This window comes from Avibacterium paragallinarum (assembly GCF_011765605.1).
Classification (GTDB): domain Bacteria; phylum Pseudomonadota; class Gammaproteobacteria; order Enterobacterales; family Pasteurellaceae; genus Avibacterium; species Avibacterium paragallinarum.
The window spans coordinates 1,091,727-1,107,925 of the sequence record NZ_CP050316.1 but is presented as its reverse complement, the minus strand read 5'-3'; the positions used below and the strand labels follow the sequence as shown (position 1 = coordinate 1,107,925).

Below are 16,199 nucleotides of genomic sequence, written 5' to 3'. Positions count from 1 at the left end.
CAAAGGACACCGTTTATCAGGCTAAGGTTTGTGCTTATCATAGTGGTATCGCAAAATTTGCTTTGATAAAAAGGAAATCCTTTGCTAGAATTAGCGGAAATTTTGGGGCTGATTCTGGATTCGACGGGATTAGCGAAGCCCAAGGTGCACGTCGAGGTGCGGTAGGCCTCGTAAATAAACCGCAAAAAAATAGTCGCAAACGACGAACAATACGCTTTAGCAGCTTAATAACCTGCTCATAGCCTTCTCTCCCCAGCTTCCGCTCGTAAGACGGGGATAAAGAGGAGTCAAACCCAAACGAGATCGCGTGGACGCCTCCGCTTGAGGATCGAAACGTTAAATTGAATCAAGCTAGCTTAGCTATCGCGTGTCTGTCCGCAGTGGTTAAGTGAAATTAAAGATAGACTAAACGTGTAGTGCTGAAGGTAGAGTAGTTTCGGACGGGGGTTCAACTCCCCCCAGCTCCACCAATCCTTATTTTTGTATCTTTTCTGTTTTAACAATTCAATAGAATCAATCACTTAACTATTTTTATTGTTTTCCTTGTTCAATCTCGCTTTAGTAATGGTTCTTTCATTTTTTCTGTAAAGTTAGTTCCCACGTTTTATTTTGCAGAAAACAAGGGGGCAGTTTCAGTTTTTTATTTTCTCCCAAATCTGCTTTTTCAACGTTTCTAAATCTAATGCTTTTAGTGCTTCAACATCAATTCTTAATGTATTAAGTCCAATACATTTGAAAAACTTATCTCTTTCTTTATCCGATTGTTTTTTGCTCTTATGAATAGGCCCGTCAAGCTCAATAATCAACAAGGCTTCTAATTGTTGATTGCAAAGGAGAAAATCAACGCGTTTTTGATTGATCTTCCAAAATAACTTCTGGTTGTATTGTTTCGGTGTTGCAATACAAGAAAAGGGGATTTGAGGGAAAATATAGTAATCGGGAAACGCCATTTTTAATTTTTGAAATAATCGCTGTTCAGAATGATTCATTAACCTTGTTCTTTTATATAAACGCCCATCTAATGGGCGAGGTTTTCTTTGCCTAAATACGGCAATTAAAAAGAGAGCCAAAGCAACTAAGCACGCAATCAATATCTGCAAAGTGGTTATCTTCATTTGTTATTTATCTCATTAATCATATTTTTAGCATTACGTCCTTATTTGAATTTTATTTAAGTAACCCGTTAATAGCAATGAATCTTTTCGCTTCATAATTCTTTAATCTTTCTTTACATTTTATTTCATTCAGTGCGTAAGCCATTAAAGTAATGCGTTACAACGTTGTGAGTTTCCTTGATTTTATCTCGTTTAACTAGTAAAAGTGATTTGTGCATAAGTCTGTGATTTATTTAATTCGTAGTTTTTACTAACCCGATAACATATTTCGCATAATGTATATTATGTTAAATAAAAGAAATAAAAAGTAACGTATCCTCTTTTTTATCCTTGCCCTCGTTTACTTTTGTTATTGAATATTAATTGTTTGTGAGTTGCTATTTGTTTAGCATTCAGAGAAATTAGATTAAGGTAATAAAATTTAAATCGTTACAATGTAACGATTTGAAATTATTATAGAAGAATAAAACGGAATAACGATGAGTATTCTAAAAATTATTTTGGTAAAAATAAGAGTTGAGTTACTCAATTTTAAAATGGCATAATATTCTGCTTCTCGGTTTACTATTAATATGATTTTAAATACAGGTGCTTTTATTAGTTTAGACGGTGAGAATTTCGATTGTTTATTACAAATTTTGGGGCTGTAGTAGATTAGCCCTAAATTTCACACCATTTTCGCAATATTTTTAACTGCTCTTTTGGTGTCCCAAAGTTAAACCGAAATTCACATTCCTTCAAGAATAAAGGAAAGTTTTTTCGGTTAATTCCATTATATTTTCGCAGTATCCGCTTCGTCTGATTCCAAAAGTTTTCAATGCCATTAATATGATTTTGTTTCACCGCAAATAGCTCGGAATGATTGATTCGTTCGTGGTGAAATTCACTCACATCAAGAGCATCATAACTGCGATAAGTGTCCGTATAAACCCAGCTATCAGGCTTGATTTTTCTTTTAATAACAGGGAGTAATGTTTCACTCTTGGTGTTTTCAACCACAACAGTAAATACCTTTCCTTGTCGTTTTAGCAACCCAAAAACAGCAACTTTTCCAGCCGCTCCTCGTCCTCGTTTTCCCTTTCGATGACCACCAAAATAGCTTTCGTCTAGTTCAATTTCCCCCTCAAAAATCTCGTTAACTTCAAGGGATAAATGATAGCCAATCACAAGCCTGATTTTATGGTAGAACAAAGCGGCTGTATTCGGTTGAATATCTAGCAAATTTGCTGCTGTTCTTGCAGTAACTTCTGCGACAAAAAACTCCAGCAGTTTTTTCTGTATGGATTTCTTTAATTTACAATATGTTATATTCATTTTTGTAGTATAGCATTGTTGCTAATCTACTACAGCCTCCAAATTTTTATTAATTTTCAATAATTCAATAACAAAAGCAAATGAAGGGTGGATAGATGTATTAGCAATATTTACAAAAAAATCTGTACCAATGGCACAGATTTTTTGTGTTAATCAACAAAACGGAGTTTAGGAGGTGATTTTTTGCTTTTTTGTTGCTCTGTTTGCTTAGGGTTTTCTTTAGGAGGATCGACAGCTTCAACAAAACTTAATGGCTGGCTTTCTTTAATTTGTTGCCCCTTCTCTACTTCTTCGTAGATTTCTTCAGGCTCAAACATAATTCCATCGCCATTTTCTCGAGCGTAGATTGCCATAGCTGCCCCCATTGGAACAAACACTTCTTGCGGCACACCTCGAAAACGTGCGTTAAATTGAATAAAATCATTGGTTAATGCCAAATTCCCCGTAGCATTACTCGACACATTCAACACAATTTGCCCGTCTTGCACATATTCTTCAGGTACCTTGACTTCTGGATAGGTAGCATCAACAACCAAATATGGCGTATAGTCATTATCGACCAGCCAATCATAATAAGCCCTTAATAAATAAGGGCGTTTAGGAGAAGGTTTACGTTTCATAAATTATTTATCATCCATCAAATTTCTTGGTGCTAATTCCCCTACTGATTGTCTAAATGAATCACGTTGAGATACTCGTTCAATATAATTGCGAATAGCTTTGCTACCCGCCCCAGTAAATTCAACGCCTAACTGCCGCATACGCCACAATAACGGTGCAATATAGCAATCAACAAGACTAAACTCTTCGCTCATAAAGTAGGGCGTTTGATTAAAAATTGGACCAATGGCCAGAAGCTCTTCTTTTAATTGTTTTAATGCTGCTGCCCGTTCAGTATCATCGCCTTTTTCTGCCTTAGTGAGCAAAGAATACCAATCTTGCTCAATTCTTAACATTAATAAGCGGCTTTTGCCACGTGATACGGGGTAAACTGGCATTAATGGCGGATGCGGAAAGCGTTCATCAAGATATTCCATAATAATACGAGAATTGAATAAGACAAGATCGCGATCGACTAAAGTCGGCAATGTGCCATAAGGGTTTAATTCCATTAAATCTTCAGAAATCGTATTTGGGCTGATTTCTTCTGTTTCGTAAGCTACCCCTTTTTCAGCTAAAACAATGCGTACTTGATGGCAGTAAATATCTTCTTTATTTGAAAAAAGCGTCATTATTGATCGTTTATTTGCCGCACTAGTCATTTATTCCTCCGCGAAATCTAAATTTATCTTAAAAATATAACGCACTATTCTAGCATAATTTCTTGTGAAATAGCTAAGTAAATTTATCGTTTATCCGGCTATCCTATTGATAATACATTGTTATTTAGCTCCGTACTCTGTTGTTTATATCCTTATCAAGGCCTAACAGAAAGCCAAGGTACAGGCTATTTGTGGAAGTGGTTCGAAAAAATAGAGATGACTGATAGAAAAGAAAAATGGCAAGTAAAAACTTGCCATTTGAACTGTATTTGAATAAGAAACGATTAACGTTTTGAGTATTGTGGGCGACGACGTGCTTTGTGTAAACCCACTTTTTTACGTTCAACGCGACGAGCATCACGAGTAACAAAGCCTGCTGCGCGTAATGCTGGACGTAATGTTTCATCATATTCAATTAATGCACGAGTGATACCGTGACGGATTGCACCCGCTTGACCTGAAATACCACCACCTTTAACTGTGATGTATAGGTCTAATTTATCAGTTAATTCAACCAACTCTAATGGTTGACGTACGATCATACGAGAAGTTTCGCGACCGAAATAGACGTCTAATTCGCGTTGGTTAATAGTGATTTTACCACTGCCCGGTTTGATAAATACACGAGCTGAAGAGCTTTTGCGGCGACCTGTGCCGTAGTTTTGATTCTCTGCCATTTTTCTCACCTCGTGATTAAATATCTAAAACTTGTGGTTGTTGTGCTGCGTGTTCGTGGTTAGGACCAGCGTACACTTTCAATTTACGATACATTGCGCGACCTAATGGGCCTTTTGGCAACATACCTTTAACCGCAATTTCAATCACAGCTTCTGGACGGCGAGCAATCATTTCTTTAAATGTCGCTTGTTTAATACCACCTACATAGCCAGTGTGCCAGTAGTAAATTTTATCGCTTTCTTTTTTACCAGTTACGGCAACTTTATCCGCATTGATAACGATGATGTAATCACCTGTATCAACGTGTGGAGTATATTCAGCTTTATGTTTACCACGAAGGCGACGTGCTAATTCAGTCGCTAAACGACCTAAAGTTTTACCTGTCGCATCTACTACATACCAGTCGCGTTTAACCGTTTCTGGTTTTGCTACAAAAGTTTTCATTAATTAATTACCAATAAAATAATATTAATACCCAGTGTTCAAATTTGAACACAACCATGAATCTCAATCTTCACCCCTTCGAGTGTGATCTCGATAAAATAATGTGCGGTGGGAAAGCCGACACATTCACAGGGTCGGGCGATTATACAAGAGCTTTAGCAAAAAAACAAACGAAAAAAGCACCGCACTTTGAAATTCCTAGGAAATTTCTATTATTTTTTCGCATTTGATGTTTCATCTTTTATTTTTGAACGTTTACGCTATCTCATTCCAAGAAAAAGCATCGAACAAGTGTTGCCATTGTTCATCTAAAGGTGCGGTGATTTTTAACCGATTTTTTGTTATAGGGTGGTTAAACGCGAGCGTTTCTGCGTGTAACATTAACCGTTGCACGCCAGTATGTTCGCTTAAAGCGCGGTTTTGATGCAAATCGCCATATTGCGTATCCCCTAAAATAGGGTGAAAAATATGCTTTAAGTGACGACGTAACTGATGTTTTCTGCCCGTATGTGGAATGAGTCTAACCAAAGAATAACGGCTGGTTTGATAACGCCCTACCCCATAAGGCATTTCCACTGTTTTTAAGCCTTCATAATCCGTGATCGCCTCTTGCGGTGCTTTATCTTGCTGAGCAAATTTATCGGCGATTTTATCTAATTGAACTTTCAGCGGATAATCAATCCTGCCCTGTTCTTTGAGATAACCTCGCACCACCGCCAAATAGCTTTTTTCCACCTGCTTTTGTTCAAATTGCTCGCACAACAATTTGGCAATTTCCCCATTCAAGGCAAACAGCAATACGCCAGATGTCGGGCGATCTAAGCGATGAATAGGAAAAACGTGCTGCCCAATTTGATCACGCAAAGTTTGCATCACAAATTGGGTTTCGTGGCGATCAAGCCAGCTACGATGCACCAACATTCCCGCTGGCTTATTCACCGCGACCAAATATTCATCTCGATAAAGAATATTAAGTGCGGTCATTTTGAGCGTTGCAAACTTCTTCGATGGCTTTCAACGGCTCAATTAAGCGTTGCACTTCCACAATATCCTTTTCTTTTAAGGCTTCTTCAATATAAGGCACAATCGCCATTTTGTGCGGTAACGGTTCGTTGCTTTCAATAATGGCATACATTCTCGGAATAAACACCCATTGCAACCATTCGTGTGCATTCATTGTGTCGATACAAAACGGTTCAACGCTGTCAAATGCTGCCGCTTCAGGTGCAACGGCTTGCCAAAGGGATAATTCTTCCATTGCTTTTTGTAACTGTTGTAACTGATATTTTGTTTGTTCACGCATTGTGGATTCCTTAATTTGCTTTCTCATCTTATTCTGCCTAAAATGTGGCATTCACCTTTCGTGCAGAAACAAAGGCGTTATGATACCACAAAGCTAAGTGCGAAAAAACGCAATCGCTTTCCTATAAATTAAGGCAGAAAATGTATTTAATTGAAGCTTTTTTTACCCTTACCGAACCCAACAATGCGGTTTACCCATTGATTAATCAAGTGATTGAACAATGGCGTTATAACGGGCAAATTCTTGGGCGAGAAATTCCCCTTTTTCACGCTGAATTAGAACACCAGCAAGGCATTGCCGTGCGTGTGGTTTGCCCCGAACAACAAAGCCTGCTGCCCGAATTTAATAATTCAGCGGTACAAAGTGCCTTAGATAAGGCACAAAGTGCGGGGATAAATTTTGATAGTTTTCAAGTGATTGCTGATGATCTCAATTCCGATCTCACCTATCAAGGCGAACGCCCAAGCTGGCAAGTGCTTTACACCACCTATTTGCAATCTTGCTCACCGTTGCACAGTGGCGATGATAACTTGCCTATTCCACTGTATAAATTTTTCAAAAATGCACCGCACTTGAGTTTAGATCTCATCAAATGGCAAGAGAATTGGCAGGCTTGCGATCAGTTACAAATGAACGGCACGGCTCTAGAAAGCCAAGCCCTTGCTGAAATTTCTGATCTGCACAGCAATTTATCCAAACACGGTTATGCCTTATGCCAAGAAATTGAGCAATACACCGGCATTCCGACTTACTATTATTTATATCGCATCGGCGGCGAAAGTTTGCAAGCCGAACAACAACGCCGCTGTCCAAGCTGTCATAAAAATTGGGCATTAAACGCACCGCTCTTTGATCTGTTTGATTTTAAATGTGATGACTGCCGTTTGGTATCAAATTTATCTTGGCACTGGCAATAAAAATAATAAAAGACTATATTTGCTTAGCATAACTGTAATAAAAGGAATAAAACAATGAGCCGTTATTTAATTACTTTTGATATGGATACAAATTGCCTTAAAGAGAACTATCACGGAAATAGCTATAACAATGCCTATTATGATATTAGAAATGTATTAGAACAACACGGCTTTGATAATTTACAAGGGAGCGTTTATTTAGGCAGAGAAGGGATTAGTGAAGCACACGGCACAATTGCAATCCAAGAACTTACCGCTAAATTCGATTGGTTTTATCCTTGTACTTCAAATATTAAATTTTATCGTATCGAAAGTGATCTTAATGCTGATTTCATTGCTTATCAAATTCATCAGGCAAAACAAAGATTTAATCAAAGATTAGCAATGCTAGAAAAAAATCTCATTGACGCAGGATTAACGCAAAAGCAAATCAAAGAAATATTAAGTAAAGAAGTTTTTGCTTTAGAAGATATGAAATAATAAAACAAGGAAAAATATGAGTTACAACCACCAAAGTTTACACGCCTTAAAATTAGGGCAAGAAACAAAATATGCACAACATTACGACCGCACTTTACTGCAAGCCGTGCCTCGTCAATTAAACCGAGCGCAACTTGGGATTGTGGAAAATCAGCCTTTTACTTTTGGCGCAGATATTTGGACAGCTTATGAAATCTCGTGGCTCAATCCTAAAGGCGTGCCGCAAGTAGCGATTGCGGACGTGGAAATTGATTTTCGTAGCGAGAATTTGATCGAATCAAAAAGTTTTAAGCTCTATCTCAACAGCTTCAATCAAAGCCATTTTAACAGCTCTGCCCAAGTGCAACAGATTTTGCAACAGGATTTGGCGGATTGTGCCAAAGGTGAAGTGAAAGTGCGGTTAAATTCTTTAGCAAATTATGACCGCACTTTTATTGCCAGCCTACAAGGTGAATGTATTGATGAACAAGATATTAAAATCACCGATTATCAATTTAACCCACATTATTTGGAAAACAGCACGCAAGGCGAACAGGTTGTCGAAGAATATTTAGTCAGCCATTTGTTAAAATCAAATTGTTTAATCACACAACAACCCGACTGGGGTTCGTTGCAAATTCATTATGTGGGCAAACGGATTGACCGCGAGAATTTGTTGCGTTATTTGGTTTCTTTCCGTCAGCATAACGAATTTCACGAACAATGCGTTGAGCGAATTTATTGTGATTTAATGCGTTTTGCTCAGCCTGAAAAGCTCACCGTTTACGCCCGTTACACACGCCGCGGTGGGTTGGATATTAATCCGTTCCGCTCGAACTTTGAAACCGTGCCGCACAATGCACGCTTAGCCAGACAATAGGAGGTCGCAATGGCAAATATTCATTATGTGAATCCCCGTGGGAGTATGGAACAGCTCTCCCATTTTGAAGTGGAAATGCTAACAAAGCAGGCGAAAAGTGCGTTGTATCAACTTTATCGCAACTGCTCGCTTGCGGTGCTGAATTCTGGTGCGGTAACGGATGATAGCCGTAAATTGCTCAGCCAATATCCCGATTTTGACATTGAGCTAGTGGCAACAGAGCGAGGCATTACGCTGAAATTATATAATCCCCCTGAAAGTGCGTTTGTGGATCAGCATATTATCCGCAATATTCAGTATCATCTTTTTGCGGTGCTGCGTGATATTGTGTTTGTAAATGTGCTAAACCAACGCATTAACCCTTGCCATAAGCAAGACAGCGACTCCATCACTAACCAAGTCTTTTCCATTTTACGCAATGCTAAAGCCTTAATTGTGGGCGAATTGCCTAATCTTGTGGTGTGTTGGGGTGGGCATTCCATCAATCAAACAGAGTACCAATATTGCCGTGCGGTGGGGCTAGAGTTAGGGTATCGAGAGCTGAATATCGTAACGGGCTGTGGGCCGGGCGTAATGGAAGCCCCAATGAAAGGTGCAGCGATTGGACACGCCAACCAACGTTATAAACAAAGCCGTTTTATTGGCATTACTGAGCCGTCGATTATCGCCTCTGAGCCGCCAAATCCGATTGTGAATGAGCTGATTATTATGCCTGACATTGAAAAACGCCTTGAAGCCTTTGTGCGAATGGGACACGGCATTGTCATTTTCCCTGGTGGGCCAGGGACATTTGAAGAATTGCTATATATTCTAGGCATAAAACTCAATCCAGCCAATCAAGCCCAACTGCTCCCGCTCATTTTGACTGGACCAAAAGAAAGTGCGGATTATTTTGCCACCATTGATCGTTTTATCGGCAAAACGTTGGGCGAAGAGGCACAATCTTTGTATCAAATTATCATTGATGATCCTGCGGCGGTGGCTCGTCATATGAAATCGGCAATGGAAAAAATTCGCCAATCACGCTACGAAAATAACGAAGCCTATGGTTTTAATTGGTCGTTAAAAATCGATCCCGAATTTCAAACGCCTTTTATTCCAACCCACGAAAATATGGCAAATCTTGATCTTCATATGAATCAAAGCAAAGTGAGCCTTGCCGCTAATTTACGCCGTGTGTTTTCTGGCATTGTGGCTGGCAATATCAAACCTGATACGCAAGATCGCATCGCAGAGCTAGGCAAATTCCAGCTCAAAGGGGATAAAGCTTTAATGGAAAAAGTGGACAATGTGCTACAAGATTTCATCACCCAACACCGAATGAAATTGCCTGACGGCGAAGCTTACGAGCCTTGTTATGAGATTATTCGTTAGTAAATAATTAGCCTCCCTTACTCTTGAATTATACGGCTTGTAGCCGTATAATTTCTTCATAATATCAATAGAACAGAGCAAATTATTATGCAAACTAAAATCCCCAAAGCTCGATTAGAAGCAAAAGTAAATCCTGAAATTTATCAATTATTTAAACAAGCCGCAGCTATTACTGGACGCACATTGACAGATTTTATTGTTGATGTGGTATATAAAGAATCCGTAAAAACAATTGCAGAACACCAATCCATACAATTATCTGTGGCAGATCAAGCACATTTATTGGAACATCTTGATTCTTATGAGATCAATCCCGCAATGGAAGAAGCCCTTTCAATGCACCAACAATTTTTAGCAAGGAAAAATACTCGTGCAGATTGATTTGGATAATATTGATGTCATCACCCTCTCCCAGTTAAAAATAGAGAGAAAATCTTTCTGCAGTCTTTCGCCTGAGTTAAATCGCTATTTCTACACCCAAGTTTCACAAGATGAAAGAAAAGCATTATCAAAATGTTTCATCTTAGTACATCAAAAAACCGCTCAAATTATTGGTTATTACACGCTTTCCGCCACCGCAATTAATGTGAGCGATATTCCTGAAATACAAATCAAACAAGAAATTCGTTATCCCAATATTCCTGCCGCATTAATTGGACGATTGGCGATTGATGAACGCTTTATTGGTTGTGGTTATGGCAAGTTTCTCATTGCTGATGCTATCAGTAAAATCAAAGATTCAAATCTTGCCGTTGCCGCCTTATTAGTTAATGCGAAAGATGAACAAGCCATGGTGTTTTACCGCAAACTAGGCTTTATTGCTTTTCTTGAGCGGCAGAACACCCTATTTCTTCCTCTAACTAAATTGCTCAAAAAATAATAATGTTACCGCTCAGAACAAACGGCAATTAATGCCGTTTTAGTTATCCTCTTGAAAGGTAAGAATCAGCGGGCAGATTCCTTTTGGGGATTGGGTCAGTAAGGAAAAAAACTGCTTCAGATCTGACCGCACTTTAGCATTAATTTGTAGAGCTTGTTGTAAGTGCGGTGCGATTTTTTCATCAATTTTTTCTTGGAATTGACACATTAACAAACGCTCGGCGTACATACCTGAATGATAATAATGTAACGCCCCGGGCAAATTGTTCTCAAACAATGTCCCAATTTGACAACAATCTGCCAGTATTGCCATCAATGCAGCGTCTTCACCGCCAAATTTTTGGAATAACATATCTTGCGGATAACCACCGCAAGCTAAAAACAATCGTCTTCTGAACACTTTATTACTTGCTACAATCAAGCATAAACGATACCAAGCCTCAGAAAATCCAGGGTGATCTAAATATTGTTGCGGAAAATCTACGGGATAAAGTGGTAAGCAAATTCCCCCCAATTGAGCAAGTTGAGAAAAGATAAAAGGGGCATTTTCCAATGCACCAGCTTGATAGGCATCATCTGCATCAAGAAAGGCGATCAAATCCGCTTCACTTTGTAAAGCTCCCCAATTTCTTGCTTTAGCAACACCGCTGTTATGCGGCATTTTTTCAATACGAATACGCTTATCAGATTGTGCAAGGCGTTGCATTTGATCCCAAGTGTTATCTATTGATCCATCATCAATCAACCAGACATATTGCACACATTGATGTTGCAAAACACTTTTGACTGCACGAATTAAGGTTTTTTGTGCATTGTAGCAAGGAATAATCACATCTAATGTTAAACTAGTTTGATTGATGGTTTTTGTATCATTTTCACCGTACATATTAAAAACCTTTAACTCCTTAACCCAACCCCACGGCTAATCAGATAATAGGCGATGCCGTAAAGTGCGGTGATAAAAATGCCTAAAACGCTGAAGGTGTAAACAAGGCTGACATCTTGAATGCCGAGAAAACCGTAGCGGAAGCCGCTGATCATATAAACAATGGGGTTAAATTTTGACACGACTTGCCAGAAAGGTGGCAGTAAGGAAATGGAATAAAATACGCCGCCGAGATAGGTTAATGGTGTTAAAACAAAAGTGGGAATAATGCTGATATCGTCAAAAGAGCGCGCGAAAACTGCATTGATCAAGCCCCCTAGTGCAAAACTGGCGGTGGTGAGTAATAAGGTGGCAACAATTACCGACCAAGAATAAATCTGTAATGGCACGAAAAATAACGAAACCAAGGTAACAAGAATGCCAACACTCAATCCGCGCGCCATTCCGCCAGCCATATAGCCTAAAATAATAATGTGCGGTGAAGTTGGTGAAATTAGCAGTTCTTCCACGTTACGGGCGAATTTTGTGCTATAAAAAGATGATGCCACATTGGCGAAAGAATGAGTTAAAGCAGACATCATAATCAACCCCGGCACGATAAATTGCATATAGCTAAAGCCGTGCATTTCGCCAATACGATGGCCAATCAGCTGACCGAAAATCACAAAATATAAGGTCATTGTGATCACAGGCGGCACAAGGGTTTGCACCCAAATTCGGGTAAAACGGCGTACTTCTTTCACAAAAATAGTTTGAAAGGCAACCCAAGCTAAACTCATTATTGCACTCCTTTATTCAATGCCATTGAAACAAATAATTCTTCTAAACGGTTGGCTTTATTACGCATACTCAACACTTGCACGCCTTGTTGCGTCAGTTGTGAAAATAGCTGATTTAAACCCTGCTCTCTTTTCACTTCCACTTCAAGCGTATTATTATCTAGCCAAGTGACGTTGTAACCCATTATTTCAGGCTTAACCGCTTGCGGCGCTAAATCAAAAATAAAGGTTTCCGTTTCCAGCTTCGCCAATAAGGCTTTCATTGACATATTTACCACTAAACGCCCTTGCTGAATAATGCCAATATGACGGCAAAGCATTTCCGCTTCTTCTAAATAATGGGTGGTGAGAATAATGGTTGTGCCTTGCTCATTGAGTTCGCGTAAAAATTCCCACATCGTACGGCGTAATTCAATGTCCACGCCCGCTGTAGGTTCATCGAGAATGAGCAATTTAGGGTGATGCATTAAGGCTCGAGCGATCATCAAACGGCGTTTCATTCCCCCCGAAAGCTGGCGGGATTGCTGATAGCGTTTGTCCCACAAATCCAGTTTTTTCAACCAAATTTCCGCACGCCCCAACGCCTCTTTGCGAGGAATGCCATAATAACCCGCTTGATTGGTGAGAATATCAATCACGCGCTCAAATTGGTTAAAGTTAAACTCTTGCGGCACTAAACCGATATTCTGTTTTAACTGACTTGGATTGCTATCCAAATCCGCACCAAACACTTTCACATTACCTGATGTTTTATTCACCAAAGAACAAATAATCCCAATGGTGGTGGATTTTCCCGCGCCATTATGCCCAAGCAGCGCATAAAAATCCCCTGCTTCAACACTCAGATCAATGCCGTGCAAGGCTTTGACCCCGTTTTTATATTCTTTGGTTAATCCTTTGATTTCTAATGCTAACATTCAATGTTCCGTTAAGTTTATTAAAATTTTACACCGCACTTTTTAAATCATAAGTAAACAAAGTGCGGTGCAAATTTCGCTGATTTTTGACTTAAATTTTACTCACGTCAAATAAATCCAAATTAATGCAATCTGGTGTACCGTAAAATTTGGCAAGGGCTTGACGTAAGGTTTCTGCGCGTTTTGGTAACCCTTTCGTGGCATAGCTTTTCACTTGTTCATAAACGGCTTGCTTGAAAGGCTGGGTATCGCCGGGGTTGCCATTGAGATTATCACTGCTCGCAATATAGCGAAATCCTGCCGCGGTGGCTAAAATCCATTCTAATGCTTGTGGCTTTACTTCCACTTGCTCAAATTCTCGCTGACGTTGTTCAGAACGTCCGTCAGGTTCGTACCAATAGCCAAAATCTTCTAATTTACGCCGCTCTTTGCCGGCAATCAGCCAGTGTGAAATCTCGTGCAAGGCACTACTGTAAAAGCCTCGCGCAAAATAAATGGCATTGTAGGGGCAATCTTCATTCGCTGGCACATAAAGCGGTTCATCACCGCCTTTTACTAATTTGGTATTGTATTCTTGTTCAAAGCACTGATTAAAAATGGCGATAATATCTTCTAAACGATGTTCCATCACGACTCCAAAAAATAATAAGGCACAAAATCTGTGCCTGAAAATTTGAAAACGCTTTATTTTAACATTTATGGCGGTTTAGCTACATTAATTATTTTAAAGGGCGGACACACAGGTCCGCCCCTACACTCGAATATAATGATAACTTATTGTAACTAAATAACTTTTCGTAGGGATAGACCTATGTGTCTGCCCGAAAAAAAGCCTTTATTTTAAGCTATCACTTTGTTGCAACGCTTCAATCCGTTTTTCCAACGGAGGGTGGCTTAAAAATAATGAGGCTAAGCCGCCTGTTCTGCCATTAATACCAAAAGCGGCGAACTGCCCTTCCATTTGTTGTGGCTCGTGAATTTGTTGTAGGCGACGTAATGCTGCGATCATTTTTTGTTTGCCGACTAAATGGGCTGAGCCCGCATCCGCACGGTATTCACGGTAGCGAGAGAACCACATCGCAATCATACTCGCCAAGAAACCGAACACCACTTCTAGCACCATTGAAACTAAGAAATACATTCCGCTGTTGCTCTCGCCGTCATCGTTGCGATTGCTGGAAACTACGTTAGCAATCAGACGAGAAATGAAGATCACGAAAGTGTTCAACACCCCTTGCAATAAGGTCATCGTTACCATATCCCCATTTTGAATATGGCTGATTTCGTGAGCGATCACCGCTTCTGCTTCGTCTTTGGTCATTGCGTTGAGCAATCCTGTACTCACGGCAACCAGAGAATTACTTTTACTCGCTCCCGTGGCAAAGGCATTAACGTCCGCAGAATGGTAAATCGCCACGGTTGGCATTGGAATATTTGCTTGGCGTGCCTGCGTTTCAACAGTGTTGAGCAACCAACGTTCTTGCTCTGTGCGAGGCTGCTCGATCACCTGCCCATTCACCGATTTTAATGCCATTGTTTTGGATAAAAACAAGGAAATCAACGATCCGCTGAAACCAAACAACGCAGCCATAATGAGTAACCCGCTGGCATCTTGGGCGCGGATTCCCGTTAAACTCAAAATAATGTTGAAAACGATCAACACCGCCATATTCGTGGCTAAAAATAATAAAATTCGCATCATAAAACGTTCCTCGCTGTGAGTATGTGGTTGATTATCCAATAAATAATTAAAGGAATAACCAATATAATTATAAATTTTGTAATTTCAAGATTTAACGGATCAGTTTTCCCATAAACTCATCTGTTTTTCTTCTTGTTGCTCGGGTAAATTAACCTGTAAGCCAATTAATCGAATGGATTTATCCTGACGACGTTGCCAAATTTGCGATAACAATGCACGAAAATTTTCGTGCTGAAAACTGACCGCACTTTTTTCTAGCGTGGTAATTTGAAAATCCTCAAATTTGAGTTTAATCCCGATTTTATTGAGTTTTTCCAAAGAAATATGCGGACAAGCCCGCTGTACACGCTCTATTAATTGCGGGTAGAGGTGCTCTAAAACCGCCTCGCCGTCACGCAGCTCAGTGATATTTTGCAATAATGTTGTTTCCACCCCAACAGATTTGCGTAACCGTTCAGGTTGCACTTTTCGTTCATCAATTCCGTGGCTAAACGACCAAATACGCTGCCCCACTTTACCTAATTGATTTAACAATAAATGTTGTTCAAAACTTTGCACGTCAGCACAGGTTTTCAGCCCCATTTCTAACAAACGTTGCGTTGTCACTTTTCCGACACCGGGAATAGCACTTAATGGCAACTTTCTCACAAACTCCGCCACTTCATCGGGGTGAGTCACAAACTGCCCATTAGGCTTATTTTTATCCGAAGCAATTTTGGCTAAAAACTTCAATGGTGCAACGCCCGCTGATGCAGTTAGTTGGGTTTCCTGCCAAATTTTTTGACGGATTTCTTGAGCTATCCAAGTGGCTGAGCCTGAGCATTTATCGCAATCTGTAACATCTAAATAGGCTTCATCAAGAGATAACGGCTCAACCAAGTGTGTATAACGATAAAAAATTTGCTGAATTTGTTGCGACACCTGTTTATACAATGCCATATTTACAGGTAACAGAATCAAATTCGGACAAAGCTTCAAGGCCTGTGCTGTTGGCATCGCACTATGCAAACCGAATTTCCTCGCTTCATAATTGCAGGTACTCAACACACCACGCTGAGCTGCCCCTCCCCCAACAGCCACAGGCTTCCCTCTGAGATGCGGTTTATCTCGCAACTCAATGGAAGCATAAAAGCAATCCATATCAATATGAATAATTTTTTGCGTAGTTGGCATAGTTTAAATGTAAAGTGCGGTATGATTATGAGGATATTTTACTGTATATTTATGCAGTATTAAAATTTTTTTATTATATTGATAATGTGAGAAAGTTTTTAAGACCTCTAAAGAGGT

The 16,199-nt window shown here is 39.7% G+C and carries 20 protein-coding genes and 1 other RNA gene; 7 read left to right on the top strand and 14 right to left on the bottom strand.

Annotated elements, in window-relative coordinates; all coding sequences use genetic code 11:
* Window positions 1-104 precede the first annotated feature (104 nt).
* Window positions 105-470: a transfer-messenger RNA gene (gene ssrA / locus HBL79_RS05375) on the top strand.
* A gap of 162 nt (window positions 471-632) precedes the next feature.
* Here the strand turns inward: ssrA and HBL79_RS05370 are convergent.
* From HBL79_RS05370 to HBL79_RS05335, 8 genes are all read right to left on the bottom strand, one after another.
* Window positions 633-1,115, bottom strand: a complete 483-nt coding sequence (locus HBL79_RS05370) for a DUF2726 domain-containing protein (RefSeq protein ID WP_081637494.1) — start codon at window positions 1,113-1,115, stop codon at window positions 633-635.
* Between the two features lie 660 nt (window positions 1,116-1,775).
* The gene (locus HBL79_RS05365; protein ID WP_035684625.1) at window positions 1,776-2,429 is read right to left on the bottom strand and encodes an IS1595 family transposase; all 654 of its coding nucleotides are present in this window, start codon (window positions 2,427-2,429) and stop codon (window positions 1,776-1,778) included.
* Between the two features lie 149 nt (window positions 2,430-2,578).
* A complete protein-coding gene (locus tag HBL79_RS05360) occupies window positions 2,579-3,049 on the bottom strand; it encodes a ClpXP protease specificity-enhancing factor (protein WP_035684628.1) in 471 nt (156 codons plus the stop codon).
* A 3-nt stretch (window positions 3,050-3,052) separates the two neighbouring features.
* On the bottom strand, window positions 3,053-3,691 hold the full coding sequence (sspA, locus tag HBL79_RS05355) for a stringent starvation protein SspA (protein WP_035684630.1): 639 nt from the start codon (window positions 3,689-3,691) through the stop codon (window positions 3,053-3,055).
* Window positions 3,692-3,975: 284 nt separating this feature from the next.
* On the bottom strand, window positions 3,976-4,368 hold the full coding sequence (gene rpsI / locus HBL79_RS05350) for a 30S ribosomal protein S9 (RefSeq protein WP_017806615.1): 393 nt from the start codon (window positions 4,366-4,368) through the stop codon (window positions 3,976-3,978).
* A 16-nt stretch (window positions 4,369-4,384) separates the two neighbouring features.
* Window positions 4,385-4,813 (bottom strand): 50S ribosomal protein L13, encoded by a 429-nt coding sequence (gene rplM, locus HBL79_RS05345; RefSeq protein WP_017806616.1) that lies wholly within the window; start codon window positions 4,811-4,813, stop codon window positions 4,385-4,387.
* Between the two features lie 255 nt (window positions 4,814-5,068).
* Window positions 5,069-5,797 carry a tRNA pseudouridine(65) synthase TruC gene (gene truC, locus HBL79_RS05340; protein WP_046097397.1) on the bottom strand — a complete coding sequence of 243 codons (729 nt, stop codon included), beginning with the start codon at window positions 5,795-5,797 and terminating at the stop codon, window positions 5,069-5,071.
* Window positions 5,784-6,116 carry a YqcC family protein gene (locus HBL79_RS05335; RefSeq protein ID WP_035684639.1) on the bottom strand — a complete coding sequence of 111 codons (333 nt, stop codon included), beginning with the start codon at window positions 6,114-6,116 and terminating at the stop codon, window positions 5,784-5,786. Before HBL79_RS05335 ends, truC begins: the two co-directional genes overlap by 14 nt.
* Window positions 6,117-6,256: 140 nt before the next feature.
* On the opposite strand from HBL79_RS05335, the gene HBL79_RS05330 reads away from it, so the two are divergent.
* From HBL79_RS05330 to HBL79_RS05305, 6 genes are all read left to right on the top strand, one after another.
* Window positions 6,257-7,033, top strand: a complete 777-nt coding sequence (locus HBL79_RS05330) for a Zn-ribbon-containing protein (RefSeq protein ID WP_035684643.1) — start codon at window positions 6,257-6,259, stop codon at window positions 7,031-7,033.
* Between the two features lie 54 nt (window positions 7,034-7,087).
* A complete protein-coding gene (locus tag HBL79_RS05325) occupies window positions 7,088-7,513 on the top strand; it encodes a virulence-associated protein VapD (RefSeq protein ID WP_035684648.1) in 426 nt (141 codons plus the stop codon).
* Between the two features lie 16 nt (window positions 7,514-7,529).
* Window positions 7,530-8,372, top strand: a complete 843-nt coding sequence (gene queF / locus HBL79_RS05320) for an NADPH-dependent 7-cyano-7-deazaguanine reductase QueF (protein ID WP_035684651.1) — start codon at window positions 7,530-7,532, stop codon at window positions 8,370-8,372.
* Between the two features lie 9 nt (window positions 8,373-8,381).
* Window positions 8,382-9,746 (top strand): nucleotide 5'-monophosphate nucleosidase PpnN, encoded by a 1,365-nt coding sequence (gene ppnN / locus HBL79_RS05315; RefSeq protein ID WP_035684654.1) that lies wholly within the window; start codon window positions 8,382-8,384, stop codon window positions 9,744-9,746.
* Between the two features lie 87 nt (window positions 9,747-9,833).
* Entirely contained in the window at window positions 9,834-10,127 is a 294-nt protein-coding gene (locus HBL79_RS05310) for a type II toxin-antitoxin system TacA family antitoxin (protein ID WP_035684656.1), read from the top strand.
* Window positions 10,117-10,626, top strand: coding sequence for a GNAT family N-acetyltransferase (locus HBL79_RS05305; RefSeq protein ID WP_051128053.1), 510 nt, complete (start codon window positions 10,117-10,119; stop codon window positions 10,624-10,626). Before HBL79_RS05310 ends, HBL79_RS05305 begins: the two co-directional genes overlap by 11 nt.
* 39 nt (window positions 10,627-10,665) lie before the next feature.
* On the opposite strand, the gene HBL79_RS05300 is transcribed toward HBL79_RS05305, so the two are convergent.
* From HBL79_RS05300 to dinB, 6 genes are all read right to left on the bottom strand, one after another.
* Entirely contained in the window at window positions 10,666-11,511 is an 846-nt protein-coding gene (locus tag HBL79_RS05300; protein ID WP_046097396.1) for a glycosyltransferase family 2 protein, read from the bottom strand.
* A gap of 11 nt (window positions 11,512-11,522) precedes the next feature.
* A complete protein-coding gene (locus tag HBL79_RS05295) occupies window positions 11,523-12,290 on the bottom strand; it encodes an ABC transporter permease (RefSeq protein WP_174758211.1) in 768 nt (255 codons plus the stop codon).
* A complete protein-coding gene (locus HBL79_RS05290; RefSeq protein WP_035684661.1) occupies window positions 12,290-13,207 on the bottom strand; it encodes an ABC transporter ATP-binding protein in 918 nt (305 codons plus the stop codon). The genes HBL79_RS05295 and HBL79_RS05290 overlap by 1 nt, the downstream gene beginning before the upstream one ends.
* A gap of 91 nt (window positions 13,208-13,298) precedes the next feature.
* The gene (locus HBL79_RS05285; protein ID WP_035684667.1) at window positions 13,299-13,835 is read right to left on the bottom strand and encodes an elongation factor P hydroxylase; all 537 of its coding nucleotides are present in this window, start codon (window positions 13,833-13,835) and stop codon (window positions 13,299-13,301) included.
* 207 nt (window positions 13,836-14,042) lie between these two features.
* On the bottom strand, window positions 14,043-14,909 hold the full coding sequence (gene htpX, locus HBL79_RS05280) for a protease HtpX (protein ID WP_035684670.1): 867 nt from the start codon (window positions 14,907-14,909) through the stop codon (window positions 14,043-14,045).
* Between the two features lie 99 nt (window positions 14,910-15,008).
* Window positions 15,009-16,082 carry a DNA polymerase IV gene (gene dinB, locus HBL79_RS05275; protein WP_035684673.1) on the bottom strand — a complete coding sequence of 358 codons (1,074 nt, stop codon included), beginning with the start codon at window positions 16,080-16,082 and terminating at the stop codon, window positions 15,009-15,011.
* Window positions 16,083-16,199 lie beyond the last annotated feature (117 nt).